Consider the following 14,479-nt stretch of genomic DNA (forward strand, 5'->3'; position numbering starts at 1 on the left):
TTCTTAACCCCCGAAGCTGAGCTGTTCGCTGTAGAACAGGCCCAGGCCGAACATGCAGCAGATGGCCGAGAGCAGCCAGAACCGGATGATGACCGTGGTCTCCGCCCAGCCCGCCAGCTCGAAGTGATGATGGAACGGCGCCATCCGGAACAGCCGTCGCCGGGTCGTGCGGAACACCGCGATCTGCGCGACCACCGAGATCATCTCGACCATGAACAGGCCGCCGATGACGATGGCGAGCAGTTCGGTGCGGGTGGTCATCGACAGACCGGCGACGAGACCGCCGAGGGCCAGCGAACCGGTGTCACCCATGAAGATCTTCGCCGGGGCCGCGTTCCACCAGAGGAACCCGACACAGGCGCCGGTCGCCGCGGCGGCCACCACGGCCAGGTCCAGCGGGTCACGGACGTCGTAGCAGGCGGTCTGCGGGGTGACCGCGCACGAGAGGCGGGTCTGCCAGAAGGCGATGACGACGTAGGTCGCCAGGACCATCGCCGCGGTGCCGCCCGCGAGACCGTCGAGACCGTCGGTGAAGTTCACCGCGTTCGACCAGCCCGAGATGACGATGTAGCAGAAGATCACGAAGAACACCGACGGGAAGGTGATCAGCGCGAGGTCCCGCACGTAGGACAGGCTTTCCGACGCCGGGGTCAGCCCGCGCTCGTCGGCGAACTGCAGCGCCAGGATCGCGAAGGCGATCGTGACCACCAGCTGGCCGACCAGTTTCGCGGTCTTGTTCAGCCCGAGGTTGCGCTGCTTGCGGATCTTGATGAAGTCGTCGAGGAACCCGACGAGGCCGAGGCCCACGGCCAGGAGCAGGACCAGCAGCCCCGAAGCGGACGGGCCGCCGGTGCCGTTGCCGCCGCTGAGCGCGCTGATCAGATGAGCCACGAAATACCCGACGACCATCGCGACGATGATCGCGACACCACCCATCGTCGGGGTACCGCGTTTGGATTTGTGTCCCTGCGGTCCTTCCTCCCGGATCTCCTGGCCGAAGCCCTGCCGGGAGAAGACCCGGATCAGATAGGGAGTGAGGAGGATGGAGACCAGCAGGCCCGCCGCGGCCGCGATCAGGATGCTGATCACGCGTCACCACCGTTCGAGCGTTCTTGAGAGGGGGAAGGGGGTACTACAGGGGATTCAGCATCGGTTGCGGGAGCGGCGAGCACGGCGTCGGCCACCCGCCACAGAGCGGCGGCCTTGGACGCCTTCACCAGCACCACGTCTCCCGCGCGGAGCTGATCATGCAGCAGGGCGATGGCGGCCTCGACGTCGGGTACCAGTACCGACTCCTCGCCCCAGGAACCCTCCTGCTGGGCGCCCTGGTGGGTGGCCGCGGCGGCTTCGCCGATGACCACGAGCTTGTCGATGTTGAGCCGGACGACGAGCCTGCCGATGCCGTCGTGCGCCGTGACCGAGTCCTGGCCGAGGTCGCCCATCACGCCGAGCACGGCCCAGGACCGGCGCGTCGCGCTCATCGACGCGAGCGCCTTGAGAGCGGCCCGCATCGACTCGGGGCTGGCGTTGAAGGAGTCGTTGAGCACCGTGACGCCGTCGGCGCGCGTGGTGACCTCCATGCGCCGCTCGGAGCGCCGTTCGAGGCTCGACAGCCGGGCCGCGACCTCCTCGACCGTCGAGCCCATCTCCAGCGCGACGGCGGCCGCGCTGAGCGCGTTGCCGACTTGGTGCTCGCCGTAGAGCGGCAGCTTCACCGGCGCTTCGCCGTCCGGGGTGACCAGACGGAACGACGCGCGTGCTTCGTCGTCGAGGGTGATGTCCACGGCGCGGACCTGCGCGGACGCGCTCTCGCCGACGAACACCACCCGCGCGGTGGTCCGGCTCGCCATCGCCGCGACGTACGGGTCGTCGAGGTTCAGGACCGCGACACCGCCGTCTTCGGCGCTCGGCAGCGCTTCGACGAGCTCGCCCTTGCCCTTGGCGATGCCCTCGCGCGAGCCGAACTCGCCGACGTGCGCGGTGCCGACGTTGAGCACGACCCCGATGCGCGGTGGCGCGATGGCGGCCAGCTCGGCGATGTGGCCGGGTCCGCGGGCGGACATCTCCAGCACCAGCTGCCGGGTCGAGGAGTCGGCCCGCAGCGCCGTCCAGGGGTGGCCCAGCTCATTGTTGAACGATCCCGGCGGCGCCACCGTCGGGCCGAGCGGCTCCAGCAGCTGGGCGATGATGTCCTTGGTCGAGGTCTTGCCCGCCGAACCGGTGACCCCGACGACGGTCAGGCGGTCCCCGGAAAGCTTCCGGACCACGTGCCGGGCGAGCTTCGCCAGCGCGGCCAGCACCGCGGCGCCCGCCCCGTCCTTGTCCGAGACCAGCGCGAACGCCCGGTCGTGGGCGACACCGGCGTCGAGTGGCGGCACGATGACGGCCGGGGCGTCGACCTCGCGGGCCGCGAGCACGGCGACGGCGCCGGACTCGACCGCCCGCGCGGCGAAGTCATGGCCGTCGACCTTCGCCCCGGGCAGCGCGATGAAGAGGCCGCCGGGGGTGATCTCGCGGGTGTCGAATTCGACGCTTCCGGTGACCTCGGCTGTCCCGTCGGTCCGATGCAGCCTGCCGCCGACGATGGCGGCGATCTCGGCCAGGCTGAGCACGATCACACTGTCTCCAGACGTCTGCGGATGGCGGAGGCCAGCTCTTCCCGGTCGGAGAACGGGTGCACGACACCCTGGATCTCCTGGCCGGTTTCGTGGCCTTTGCCCGCGATGAGCACGATGTCGCCGGGCTGGGCGAGCTCGACCGCGCGGACGATGGCGTCCCGGCGGTCGGCGATTTCGAGGATCTCGCCGCCCAGGGCGGGCCCGGCGTTGCGGGCACCGGCCAGCATGGCCGCCCGGATCGCGGCCGGATCCTCCGACCGCGGGTTGTCGTCGGTCACGATCAGCACCTCGCTGCGCCGGACCGCCGCCTCGCCCATCACCGGGCGTTTCGCGGTGTCGCGGTCCCCGCCGCAGCCGAGGACGGTGATGATCCGGCCCTCGGTGCGGGCGCGCAGCGCGTCGAGCCCCTGCGCGACGGCGGCGGGCTTGTGCGCGTAGTCGACCACCGCGGTGAACGGCTGGCCGAGGTAGACCCGCTCCATCCGGCCCGGGACCTCGACCGAGGCGAGCCCGGCGACGATGGCTTCGAGCGGGACGCCGGCGGTGTTGAGGATCGCGGCCGCGAGCACGGCGTTCGCCACGTTGAACTCGCCCGGCAGCGGGATCTTCGCCGGCGCGGTGAGGCCGTCGGGGCCGTGGAGGACGAAGGTCTGCTCCCCCGCCGGCGTCGGCGTCAGCTCGGTCGCGCGCCACAGCGCGTCCGTGCCCGGCTCGGTGGAGACGGTCACCGTGTGCGGGGTGAGCAGCGCCTGGCCCCAGGCGCTGTCGACGACGATCACCTCGGCGGTGGAGCGGCCGTCGAACAGCAGCGACTTGGCGGCGAAGTACTCCTCCATGTCCTTGTGGAAGTCCAGGTGGTCCTGGGAGAGGTTGGTGAAGGCCCCGACCGCGAACCGCGTGCCGTTGACCCGGCCCAGCGACAGCGCGTGGCTGGAGACCTCCATCGGGACGTGCGTGACGCCGCGTTCCACCATGACCGCCAGGAGCGCCTGCAGATCCGGCGCCTCGGGGGTGGTGAACCCGCTGGCCAGCCGCTCGCCCGCGATCCGGGTCTCGACCGTGCCGATCAGGCCGGTGGTGAGCCCGGCGGCCTTGAGCCCGGCGTCGACCAGATACGACGTCGTGGTCTTGCCGGACGTCCCGGTGATCCCCAGGACGGACAGCTCCAGCGACGGCTCGCCGTAGATCCAGGCGGCGATCTCGCCGAGGGCGGCGCGCGGGTCCGGGTGCACCAGGATCGGCACGCCCGCGTCGCGCAGGACCGGGCGCTCGGCACCGGCCTCGTCGGTGAGCACGGCGGCCGCACCGGCGGCGATGGCCTGGTCGCTGAAGTCCGCGCCGTGGGCGCGGGCGCCGGGAAGCGCGGCGAAGAGGTCACCGGGGAGGACGTGCTGCGCGCGCAGCGTGCTGCCCGTGACCGTCAGCTCGGCCGCGGCCGTGTAGTCGTCGTCACCGACCACGAGCCGGGCGCCCGCCCTGGCGAGCAGTGTGCCCAGCGGCATCGGCTCGATCCTGGCCGGACGAGGGGGCGCGGCGACGGCCTTGACCGGGCTGTCCGGGACCTGGGCAGCCGTCGCGCCGGACCCGCTTTCGACGGCGGGACCGCTGCGGGGATCTGAAGTAGGCACCGACACAGCCAAGGAGGTTACCGGCGTGGCATTCGGGTGACTGAAGCGGTGCGGGGTGTGAGCGTGACGATCATGCCCGTGGTAATGGGTTGCGCGAGCTCTCCTTGGCACGCAAGGGCTTCCGACTGTCGCTTGAGGACTCCCGGTCCGGTCTTCCGGACGGTGCCCGGCACCGGGAAGGTGTTCACGCACAGCGACGACCACACCGCTCCGCCGGAGCCGAAACTCGCGTGATTGAAGCCGGAACTCGCTCATCCGGCTGGAGACACGTGAGTTCCGGCTCCAAGCACACGAGTTCCGGCCTCAAGCACGCGTGTTACGTCAGGAAAGCACCAGCGGCACCTGGGGCGACGGGCCGTTCGACAGCGGGATCTGGAACCGCTGCGCCAGGTAGGCGGCCACCGAGTGGAACAGCGGCGCGGACGAGCCCCCGCCCGGCAGCGTGGTGTCCGGCGCGTCGAGCCGGATGCCGACCACGAAACGCGGGTTGTCGGCGGGCAGGATCCCGGCGAAGGTGATGTTGTACAGCTGGTTGCTGTACTTCTTCGTCTGCGGGTCGACCTGCTGGCCGGTGCCCGTCTTGCCCGAGATCTGGTAACCCTCCAGCGCCGCCTTCGGCCCGGTGCCGCTCTGCTGCCCTCGGCCGCTCTGCGTCACCGCGCGCATCATGTCGCGCACCGTCTTCGCCGCCTCCGGGCTGATGACCTGCACGGTCTTCGGCGCCGGTTCGGGGACGACGGTCCCGTCCGGGTTGACCTTCGCCTTGACCACCCGCGGTTCCACGCGGAGCCCGTCGTTCGCGATGGCCTGGTACATCCCGGCCATCTGCACGACGGTCATCGAGAGCCCTTGCCCGATCGGCAGGTTCCCGAAAGTCGTGGCGTACCACTGGTTCCGCGGCGGCACGACGCCCGGACTCTCGCCGGGGAGGCCGAGACCGGTGCGCTGGCCGAGACCGAACTTCTTGAGCAGGTCCGCGTACTTGTCCTCGCCGAGCTTCTGCGCCAGCAGCAGGGTCCCGACGTTCGACGACTTCGCGAAGATGCCGGTGGTGGTGAACTGCTGCGTGCCGTGGTGCCAGGCGTCCTTGACGATCTTGTCCGCGACCTGCAGCGAACCCGGTACCGCCAGTGACGACTCCGGCGTGGTGATACCCGCGTCGATCGCGCCCGCGGCGGTGACGATCTTGTTCACCGAACCGGGTTCGAACGGCGTGGTCACCGCGCGGTTGTTGAGGTTCTCCGTCTCACTGCGCGAAGCCGGGTCGTTGAGGTTGACCGTCTTGTCGTTGGCCAGCGCGTAGACCTCGCCGGTCTTGGAGTCCATGATGACGGCCTGGCCGCCCTTGGCCTTCGACTTGACGACGTACTCGCTCAGCTGCCGCTGCAGTTCGTACTGCAGATCGGTGTCGATCGTCAGCTGCAGGTCCGAACCGGGGACGGCGTTCTGGATGTCCCGTTCGGTACCGGGGATGACGAGGTTGTCGTTGCCGTTCCGGGTGTTGACGATCTTGCGGCCCGGTGTCCCGGCGAGGTCGTTGTCCCGGGAGGCTTCGAGTCCGTAGCCACCGTGCAGGTTGTGCTTGGAGACGTCCTTGTCGTCGGTGCGCCAGTTCGCGTAACCGATGATGTTCGCGCCCACCGAGTCGCCGGGGTACTCCCGCTTCGAGCGCTTCTCGACGCTGATCCAGGGGAATTGCTTGACGATCGCGTCGGCGACCGACGGCTCGATGTCGTGGACCAGATAGGTGAACGCGTCCGGTTTGTGGAACTTGTCCAGCAGTTCCTTCTCGGTGATCACGCCCGGCAGCTTGGCCGCGATCACCTTCGCCGCGGCCGCCACGTCGGCCTCGAAGGTATTGCCCTTGGCCGGGTTCTTCACGGCGAAGTCTTCCCTGGTCTTGTGGAGCCAGTTCAGGCTCACCGCGAGGGTCCGCACCTCGATGCTGAACGCGATCTTCGTCCCGTTGCGGTCCAGGATGGACCCGCGCTGCGCGGGACTTTCGATCACGGACGCCCGCTGCCGTTCCGCGGCTTCGGACAGCGCGCCGGCCTCGAACCACTGCACCTGCACCAGTTTGAGGCCGGCGAGCACCATCACGACGATCAGCAGGATCCGGACGCCGGTGAACCGGCTCCGGTTACCCCCGTTGCCCCGCCGGGCGGTGGCGCGACGGGTCCCGGCGGCGTAGGTCCGCCGGGCACTCCCCGCCGACCGGGCCCTGGCCTGCGCCGGACGGCCGGGTGACATCACTGACCTCCCTGCGCCGGGGGCGGCGCGTTCTCCTGCGGCACCGCGGGCTGGTCACCTTCGATGGGCGCGCCCTGCTGCGTGCCCTCGGCGGGCGGCACCGTCACGGGCGGAGCGGCGGGCGCGTCGCCGGTGGCCTTCTTCGGCTCACCGACCACAGTGGACTGCCCGTCCGGGGCGACCACGATGTGCGCGGGGTCGCCGCCGGGCACCATGCCCAGTTCCCTGGCCTTGGGCGCCAGGGAGGCGGGCGACTCGGCCTTCGCGACCTCGCGCTGCAGCCGTTCCTTCGTCTCGGCGAGCCCCGCGTTGGCCGTGCGGAGCTGTTCGAGCCGGTACGAGTCGGCGATCGCCTGCGTGGTCAGCCACAACGTGCACGCCACGCCGACGGCCAGCATGCCCATCATCATCAGCACGAACGACGCGCGCGAGCGCGGCCAGCGCAGCTTGAGCTTCTTCTTCGGCTCTTCCTTGCCCGCACCGCCTTCGGCGTCGGGACGGTTGCGCTGCTGGTCCCGCTGAAGCAGATCGGCACGCTGGGCGCGGCGGGCGTAGGCGCGTTCCGCCGCCGACGTCCGGCCGCGGGAGGCGCGGGTGGACTTCGTGGTCTCGGTGGTGTCCGGCGTTTCCTCGACCGTGCTGGTCGCGCGGGCACGCCGTCCGGGCGCCGGTGTCCGGCGGCCGCGGGACTTCGCGGGAGCGGTCATCGTGCTCGGTCTCCGATCCGTTCGGCGGCTCGCAGCCGCACGGAGGCGGCCCGTGTGTTCTGTTCGGTCTCCGCCTCGCCGGCCTTCTCGGCCCCTCTGGTGAGCAGTTTCAGTTCCGGGCCGTGGCCCGGCAGTTCGACCGGAAGCCCTTCCGGGGTCCGGGATTTCGCCAGTTCCGCGAAGGCCTGCTTGACCAGCCTGTCCTCGAGGGACTGATAGGACTCGACGACGATGCGGCCGCCGACGGCGAGTGAGGACAGCGCCCGCGGCATCGCCCGCCGCAGCACCTCCAGTTCGCCGTTGACCTCGATCCGCAGCGCCTGGAAGGTGCGCTTCGCCGGATGGCCGCCGGTGCGCCTGCTGGCCGCGGGGACCGCGTCGTACAGCAGTTCCACCAGCCGCCCGCTACGCGTGAAGGGTTCCTTCTCTCGTTCCGCCACAACGGCTTTGACGATCCGCTGGGCGAAGCGTTCCTCGCCGTAGTCGCGCAGGATCCGGATCAGCTCGCCCGGCGCGTAGGTGTTGAGCACGTCGGCCGCGGTGATCCCGGTGGTCGGGTCCATCCGCATGTCGAGCGGGGAATCCTTGGAGTAGGCGAAACCGCGTTCGGCGCGATCCAGCTGCATCGAGGAAACGCCGAGGTCGAACAGGATCCCGTCCACTCTGGACAGTCCGAGACCCTGCAGCGCGGACGGCATCTCGTCGTAGACGGCGTGCACGAAGTCGACGCGATCACCATGCGGCGCAAGACGTTTCGCGGAGAGTTCCAGCGCGTTGGGGTCACGGTCGAGCGCGACCAGGCGCAAGGAGGGGAACGCGGTGAGCAGCGCGTCGGAATGACCGCCGAGTCCGACGGTCGCGTCGACCAGCACGGCCTCGCGGTCGGAGAAGACCGGCTCGAACAGCTCGACGATTCGGTCGAGCAGCACGGGGACGTGCTCGTGTTCGTCTGCCATGTCTTCCCCCCTTTCCTGTAGTGCCGGGGAAGATGCCGGATGCCGTCAGGTCCCTGTCCGCCCGCCTGCTGACCTGGTACCGGGGAAGGTGTACCAGGGCCACTGAGCGGACAGAGGCCTCACGGCATCCGTGTGGGCGGTTCCCGGCGTGCCCGAAGCGTGAACCCGCGCCCCCCGACGGCGTGGGTGCTTCCTCGGTCACGTCTAGAAGACGCCCGGCAGAACTTCCTCTCGAGCCTTCGCGTAGCTGTCCTCGTGTTCGTCCAGGTAGCCCTGCCACGCTTGGGCGTCCCAGATCTCCAGCCTGGTGATCGCCCCGATCACCACGCACTCCTTGTTCAGCCCGGCGTAGCGCCGGAGCTCGGACGCGATCGCGATACGTCCTTGCCCGTCCGGGCGTTGTTCGTCCGTCCCGGCGAAGAGATAACGCTGATAGGCCCGGACCGCCTCGTTCGTGAACGGGGCGTCGGCGACCTTTCTCGCCATCTGCTCGAACTCGGCCCGGGGAAAGACGAAGAGACAGTGATCCTGTCCCTTGGTGACCATCAGCCCACCGGCGAGCGCGTCGCGGAACTTCGCGGGCAGCGTGAGCCGCCCCTTGTCATCCAGTTTCGGGGTGTGGGTGCCGAGGAACACCGGCTCCACCTCCCTACCGATCCCGGATGCGAACAACCGAGCTCGGCCACGGGGCTCCCTTCTGCCCCACTGCGCACCACCGTACCCCACTTTTCACCACAGTCAACGCGGCAAAAGCCGCCACCACTCCGTCGTGTCAGACGTTTTCGCTGGTCAGCCAGGTGGGGCCAGGTGGGGGCGTGGTGGGGGACGGTGGCCAAGATCCCCCTCTGCGGGTATCGAAGCAACCTCACCCATGCCTGATGCGTCCGGATATCGGCAGCCGGAACCCTGCCGTGGGGCGGAGTGGGGGCGAAAGTGGGGGAATCCGGTGGGGAGCGGTGGGGGCATTGTGGAGCGTCGCCCACGACGGATTCCGTACCTGGTGGGACTTCCACGCCCTTCGAAACCCGCCTGTCGGCAAAGGACGATCGTTGCCAACGAGCCTCGTGAGTGGTAATGACGGCTAGAACCGCGCTGGCCGTTCACGAGCCCGACGCGGCCGGCGACGTCGTCGGTTCATCCCAGGTTTTGCTTCGTCCTAATCGGACACCTCAGCGTCTGCGCCTGCGGCGTCCGTTCATCCCGGACGCGGTGCGACGGTTGACGCCGCGCCAGTCCTTGGGCTTCTCCTTCGGTTCCGGCAGGAGCCGGTCGACGCGGCCGCCCACCCAGAACCCGGCGAGCCAGCCGGGGATCACGCTCACGAAGACGAGCAGGATCCACCAGCCGTCGGCGATCGGCCACGACGGCCGGTCGACCGGGACCACGGAGAGTCCGCTGCGCGAGCTGTTCTTCTTCCAGTACTTGAACTCTTCGACCGCCACACGGCCGGTCAGCGCGGAGACCGAGGTGACCGTCGTACCGGAGACCTTTTCGCCACCAGGGGAAACGGCGTCCCACCGGACTTCCGCCTGACACGAGTACGTCATCCAGGTGTGGACCGCGGTCCTCTGACATCGCTCGACCTGGGCGGTGCCGCTCCTGGTGAGCGTGCCCCAGGGCTCGAAACCGACCACCCACTGCAGGGAGAACATCAGCCACAGCGTGAGAAGAACACAGAAGGCGCCCATCACGCCGGGCGGCCACCACCGGGTGCGCCGGGCCCTGACAGGTTGTCCGGGCAGATCAGTCATCGTCGTCGAGCGAGCCGCTGATCCGGCCGCTGGTGGGCGGTGTGACGCGGCCGCGTTCGGACGAGCCACCGTCGTATTGGTTGTAGTCCGCGGCGGCCGCTTTTCCCGCTTCCTTGGCGACCTTCAGACCGGTGTTCTCGGCGATCTTGCCGCCGACGGTGTTCTCCATCCGGTCTTTCGCGCCACGGAGGTACTTGAGGTTGTCGCCCTTGAGTCCGTCCAGCGTCTTGTCACTCGCCTTGATCGCCTTGTTCGCCTCGCGCCCCAGCTCGGAGGACTTCCGTCCCAGCGCTCGCGCGGCCTCTCGGGCACGCTCACTCGAACCTTCGAACCGCTTCACGAACCGCTGGATGGCGCCCAGCAGCTTGCCGAGCTTCTTCTGGATCTTCGCCATGACCTTGACCGCGTCGGCGAAGATGCTCGCGGTGAACGCGGCGACCGAACCGCCGAGGGTGAACCACGACGACGCGAGCGCGAGGAGCGCGCGAGTGATCACGTCGCTGATGAAGCCTGCGATGATGTCGAAGATCAGTGCCCGCGCGGTGGCCACCACCATGCCGCCGGTGGTGATCCACTGCGCCGAGTCCTTCGCTTCCGCGGCGACGTCACGCAAAGACTGTGTGTACTGAAGCGCGACACGGCGATAGGCGATCGCCGCGTCACCGTCCCAGCCGGAGGTCGTGCTCAGGGAACTTTCGTAGTCACCGGCCACGGCTTCGAGTTCGGCCGCGATGTTGTTCCAGGTCTGCGCCGCCTGCTGGACCGACTCGGGATCACCGGTGAGGATCTCCAGTGGCTCGCGGATGAAGTCCAGGTTCTCCATCAGCCAGCCGACACCGGCCTTCACCAGCTCACCCAGCGGGTTCAGGACCATCGACAACACGTCCAAGCCGAAGGAGACGCCGTCCATCGCGACCGCGAACGCGTCGAGATCTTCGCCCTTCGCCCCTTTGTAGATGTCGCCGACCACGCTCGCACCGCTGTCGAAGACGCCTCCGCCCTTGAACGGCTCGGACTTCTCCTCCTTCTTGGCGACCAGGTCCTCGCTCACAGCTTCTTCCCCAGGTCCCGGCTGAGCTGCGCCGCGTCGTCGTCGATCTTCGTGTAGTCTGTCGCCGCCTTCTTCAGCGCGTCGGACAACGCGTCGCCGAGGTTCGCCGCGCTGGTCATCAGCTCGTCCGCGTCGCCCTGGGCGATCTGCAGGACGCCGCCGACGGGCACCGCACACAGCAGGCCGTAGCCCGCGAAGCCGCCCATGCCGACCTGGTTCGCCGCCGACGCCGCGCCGCGGATGCGGTCGGCGAGATCGGAGACCTGGTCAGCGTGCGCCTTCAGCCGTTCCGGCGAGACGCCGTATCCCGGCCCGCTCACGAGCGGCCGGTCCAGTCGACGTTCTGGAAGTCCTCGCCGTCGTCCTCATCGGACGCGGGACGGGAAGGACGGCGCTTCGGCGGTTCGGGCGCGGGCTGCGCCTCGGGCGCGATGAACCGCGCGGAGTCGTCCGGTTCCGGAGCGGTCTGGGGTTCTTCCCGGGGCGGCAGCGTGCTCTTGATGAAGTCGACCGCGTCGGAGTCTTCGCCGGTCAGCCCGGCCATGATCTCGAGAGTCCGGTCCGCGGCCCTCGTCGTCGCCTTGCGGTAGGTGCTCATGATCAGCGACGCGAGCTGGGCGGGCGGCCGTTCCTGCGCCTGCGGGGACAGCGCGAGCGACATCAGGCCACCGCCGGGGTTGACCGTCACGGTGACCAGCCGGTCCGGGCTGCTCAAGGTGACGACGTTGTTCTCCAGCTCGGACTTCGCCTGCTCCGCCTTGGCGAGCAGCGCCGCACTGCGCTGTTCCTGCTCGCGCATCCACTCCCGCGGATCACGCACTTGGCCGCCGAACGGCACCGTCATTCCGGACCCCCTCTTCCCCGAAGGCTTCTCGGGCTCCTGACAACTTAGCGGTCCTGGTCCAGCAGCGACGCCAGTCGCGCCGCCAGCCGGGGACCGTCCACAGGGGACACGTTCACCCACGCCTGCCCGCCGCGCCCCTCGGTCCGCGCGGCACAGTACGCGCCGACGTCGGTGTCGAACCAGGTCAGCCCGCCGGCCCGGTGCGAGCGGCCGTCGCGGTCGCGGGTCCGCACGGTGAACTGGCCCGCGCTGTAGACCGGCCGCGCCTGGATCGCGAGCACCTCGCGCAGCTGACTGTCCGAGGCCGACGACCGGCCGCCGTCGCCGAACACCGGATCCTCCAGGTCACCGCCGAAGCGCGCGGCGGGCAGGCTGATCCCGTAACCGGGACCGGGCCGCAGCTCCGGCAGGACGTCGACGATCGCGCCGAACACCTCGCCGTCGCCGATCCCGGACAACGCGATGGTCTGTTCGGGCTGGGTGGCCAGCACGCCGTGCCGCCCGCGCGCGGCCGCGACCGCGCGGAACGGGGCCTCGGCCGTCATGTCGGCCAGCGCTTCGCATTCGACGTAGACCTCGGCGCGCGCGAGCAGGTCCAAGCGCGCTTCGAGGGCGGCGTCGAGCCGGTCCCCGTCATAAAGGCCTCGTTCGGCGAGGTTGTCGTAGACCACGCCGCGGATCTCGTCGCGTTCCGCCTCCGTGGCACCGACACTGCGGACGGACAGCGGCCAGGGCGGGGCCGCGTGCCCCAGGTCGGACCAGAGGACGTCGAACGCCGACGCGGAAACGCGGATCAAGACCGCCCCAGCTCGGGGGGCTTCCCGAAGGAGACCTGCGGAGTCAGCGAACGCAGCGAGGCATCGCGGGTGTTCATGACGTCGACGGCCTTGCGGCGGGCCGCCTCGGCCTCCGCGTGCTTGGCCTCCATCTCGTCGGCGAGCGCGGCGAGCGCGGCGAGGTTCCCACCGGCGGCGGCGCCGCGGATCATCGCGCCGGGGTCGTAGTCCACCGGCGGCGGCATGTCCGCGCGAGCCCGCGCGGCGGCCTCGGCCTGACCGGAGACCGCCTGCCCGAGCACGGACGAGAGATCGGCGGACCAGGTCAGCCAGCCGGACGCCGTGGAGAGCACGCCGCGGAGCGCGTCACCCGCTTCCCCACGCCAGTTCTCTTCGCTGCTGCCGACCAGCCCGGCCAGGTCGGACGTCGCGTCGTGCATGCGCCGCGCGAGCGCGTCCCAGGCTGCGCCGATGCCACCGGCCGCCTCGGGATCGTTGCCCGCTTCGACTTCGGCGGCCAGCGCCTCGTGGCTGTAGGCCTCGTACCGCGTGGCCGCGACCGGGACCTCGCGGCCCGGCGTCTCTCCTTCAGGCACGACAATTCTCCTGATTATCGGCGGTGAACCCGCGTCCGCGATCACGTCGACAGGGCGCTACTTGGTCAGACCTCTCACGACCGCGGACAAAGGCGCCCTGCCACCGCGATAGCGGGGCCTTCGGCCTGGCGGGTTCACGCGTCATGTCATCTCCCGAGTTCGTCCTCAGCTCCGCCGACGGGCGCTAAGGCAGTTTGGGTTCGGCCAGTCCCGCCACCTTCACCGCGCGCTCGCAGGCGAGCGGGGTGTCGGTGAAGTTCGTGTTGCTCACGTCGATCTGGACGCTCGCCTTGTCCCCCATGCCGAGCAGGACCGCGCAGGTCCCGTCGGCGGCCTTCTTGTCGGCGACCTTGAGTGCTTCCCGGTCGCCGACCTTGGTCTTGGTAGCGGTCTTGCGCGCGATCTCGAGATCCGCCAGCCCGTTCCGCTCGTCCACGGTGATGGTGACGCCGAAGGTCGCGGGCACCGTCCAGTCGCAGGCGCGGGCGCCGTTGATCTCCTTCGGCACGCCGAGCACGTTCACCCCGGCCGTCGACCGGTCCATCGGATCGAGCAGCGTGCACGGATCCACCCCGGCCTTCTGCGCGGGCGCCGAGGACGAGGGAGCCGGGTCCGCACCGCCGTCGGCGGCCGGAATCCGCGCCTGGCCTGCGGCCCCTTGCCCGCAGGCGGACACTGTGAGGACGGCGAGCGCGCCGGAGAGGACGAGGAGAGGGAGGCGGGAGCGCATGGGGTCAGCCGCCGACACAGTCCACGTCCGCCGCCGCTTGTTCATCCTGTCGGGTGTACCGGGCGAGCGCCTTCTCGATCCGGTTCTTGAGCGCCTCGAGTTCCTTGCCGAATGCGGTGAGCGCCTCGACCGCGGAGCCTTCGGCCCCGATCCCGTACTGCGCCATGAACTTGCCGACCTCGTCCGCGTATCCCCCGCCGAGGGGAACCGTGCGGCCGAGCACCTTCGCTTCGCGGACCATCTGCCCGACCACGTCTTGCAGGGCGGAGATCTTCACGTGGGCGTCCGCCGCCAGCTCCGGGGCGACCGCGAACCCGCTCAGATCGAACCTCGGTTTGGCGGTACTCACCTCGCTCATATGCGAATACGCCTCTCCGTAGTCGGACGACCTCGCATCGGAGCATACGACAAAACCCGGCGTCAGCGGGAGCACCTGAAAACGCGCTCAACTCACCCGATCGAGGTAAGGTCTTTGGTTGCACAGAGTCATCGACTGGGGTTGGCGGGGTTCCCCCCACGAGTTCGCCCGAGTTTGACACACTTCGTGGGAGGCTGACCGCTGCCCGGGGGAC

General features: G+C 69.7%; 15 protein-coding genes. All 15 read right to left on the bottom strand.

The genetic code is table 11. The annotated features are described in order from the left end of the window. Positions 1-3: 3 nt before the first annotated feature. The 15 genes from mraY to IE302_RS12075 all read right to left on the bottom strand — a co-directional run bounded on the left by mraY (position 4) and on the right by IE302_RS12075 (position 14,265). Entirely contained in the window at positions 4-1,089 is a 1,086-nt protein-coding gene (gene mraY / locus IE302_RS12005; RefSeq protein WP_007029326.1) for a phospho-N-acetylmuramoyl-pentapeptide-transferase, read from the bottom strand. Then, on the bottom strand, positions 1,086-2,618 hold the full coding sequence (locus IE302_RS12010) for a UDP-N-acetylmuramoyl-tripeptide--D-alanyl-D-alanine ligase (protein WP_191254535.1): 1,533 nt from the start codon (positions 2,616-2,618) through the stop codon (positions 1,086-1,088). The genes mraY and IE302_RS12010 overlap by 4 nt, the downstream gene beginning before the upstream one ends. After that, on the bottom strand, positions 2,615-4,120 hold the full coding sequence (locus tag IE302_RS12015) for a UDP-N-acetylmuramoyl-L-alanyl-D-glutamate--2,6-diaminopimelate ligase (RefSeq protein WP_191254768.1): 1,506 nt from the start codon (positions 4,118-4,120) through the stop codon (positions 2,615-2,617). The genes IE302_RS12010 and IE302_RS12015 overlap by 4 nt, the downstream gene beginning before the upstream one ends. Before the next feature lie 447 nt (positions 4,121-4,567). Further along, positions 4,568-6,496: a peptidoglycan D,D-transpeptidase FtsI family protein gene (locus IE302_RS12020; protein WP_191254536.1), complete on the bottom strand. Its 1,929-nt coding sequence runs from the start codon at positions 6,494-6,496 to the stop codon at positions 4,568-4,570. Further along, positions 6,496-7,203, bottom strand: a complete 708-nt coding sequence (gene ftsL, locus IE302_RS12025) for a cell division protein FtsL (protein WP_191254537.1) — start codon at positions 7,201-7,203, stop codon at positions 6,496-6,498. The genes IE302_RS12020 and ftsL overlap by 1 nt, the downstream gene beginning before the upstream one ends. Continuing rightward, the gene (gene rsmH, locus IE302_RS12030; protein WP_191254538.1) at positions 7,200-8,159 is read right to left on the bottom strand and encodes a 16S rRNA (cytosine(1402)-N(4))-methyltransferase RsmH; all 960 of its coding nucleotides are present in this window, start codon (positions 8,157-8,159) and stop codon (positions 7,200-7,202) included. The genes ftsL and rsmH overlap by 4 nt, the downstream gene beginning before the upstream one ends. 204 nt (positions 8,160-8,363) lie before the next feature. Beyond that, positions 8,364-8,795, bottom strand: a complete 432-nt coding sequence (mraZ, locus tag IE302_RS12035) for a division/cell wall cluster transcriptional repressor MraZ (protein WP_005156436.1) — start codon at positions 8,793-8,795, stop codon at positions 8,364-8,366. 533 nt (positions 8,796-9,328) lie between these two features. Beyond that, the gene (locus IE302_RS12040; protein WP_229907711.1) at positions 9,329-9,910 is read right to left on the bottom strand and encodes a hypothetical protein; all 582 of its coding nucleotides are present in this window, start codon (positions 9,908-9,910) and stop codon (positions 9,329-9,331) included. Next, positions 9,903-10,961, bottom strand: a complete 1,059-nt coding sequence (locus IE302_RS12045; protein ID WP_191254539.1) for a WXG100 family type VII secretion target — start codon at positions 10,959-10,961, stop codon at positions 9,903-9,905. Before IE302_RS12045 ends, IE302_RS12040 begins: the two co-directional genes overlap by 8 nt. Next, a complete protein-coding gene (locus IE302_RS12050) occupies positions 10,958-11,281 on the bottom strand; it encodes a type VII secretion target (protein WP_191254540.1) in 324 nt (107 codons plus the stop codon). Before IE302_RS12050 ends, IE302_RS12045 begins: the two co-directional genes overlap by 4 nt. Further along, on the bottom strand, positions 11,278-11,805 hold the full coding sequence (locus IE302_RS12055; RefSeq protein WP_191254541.1) for a YbaB/EbfC family nucleoid-associated protein: 528 nt from the start codon (positions 11,803-11,805) through the stop codon (positions 11,278-11,280). The genes IE302_RS12050 and IE302_RS12055 overlap by 4 nt, the downstream gene beginning before the upstream one ends. Before the next feature lie 44 nt (positions 11,806-11,849). Then, entirely contained in the window at positions 11,850-12,602 is a 753-nt protein-coding gene (locus IE302_RS12060) for an ESX secretion-associated protein EspG (protein WP_191254542.1), read from the bottom strand. Continuing rightward, the gene (locus IE302_RS12065) at positions 12,599-13,177 is read right to left on the bottom strand and encodes a PE-PGRS family protein (protein WP_191254543.1); all 579 of its coding nucleotides are present in this window, start codon (positions 13,175-13,177) and stop codon (positions 12,599-12,601) included. Before IE302_RS12065 ends, IE302_RS12060 begins: the two co-directional genes overlap by 4 nt. Positions 13,178-13,361: 184 nt before the next feature. Then, on the bottom strand, positions 13,362-13,907 hold the full coding sequence (locus IE302_RS12070) for a DUF3558 domain-containing protein (RefSeq protein ID WP_191254544.1): 546 nt from the start codon (positions 13,905-13,907) through the stop codon (positions 13,362-13,364). 4 nt (positions 13,908-13,911) lie between these two features. Next, positions 13,912-14,265 (bottom strand): hypothetical protein, encoded by a 354-nt coding sequence (locus IE302_RS12075; RefSeq protein WP_016332663.1) that lies wholly within the window; start codon positions 14,263-14,265, stop codon positions 13,912-13,914. Positions 14,266-14,479 lie beyond the last annotated feature (214 nt).

It is taken from the genome of Amycolatopsis oliviviridis, from assembly GCF_014654365.1.
In the GTDB taxonomy this organism is placed as follows: domain Bacteria; phylum Actinomycetota; class Actinomycetes; order Mycobacteriales; family Pseudonocardiaceae; genus Amycolatopsis; species Amycolatopsis oliviviridis.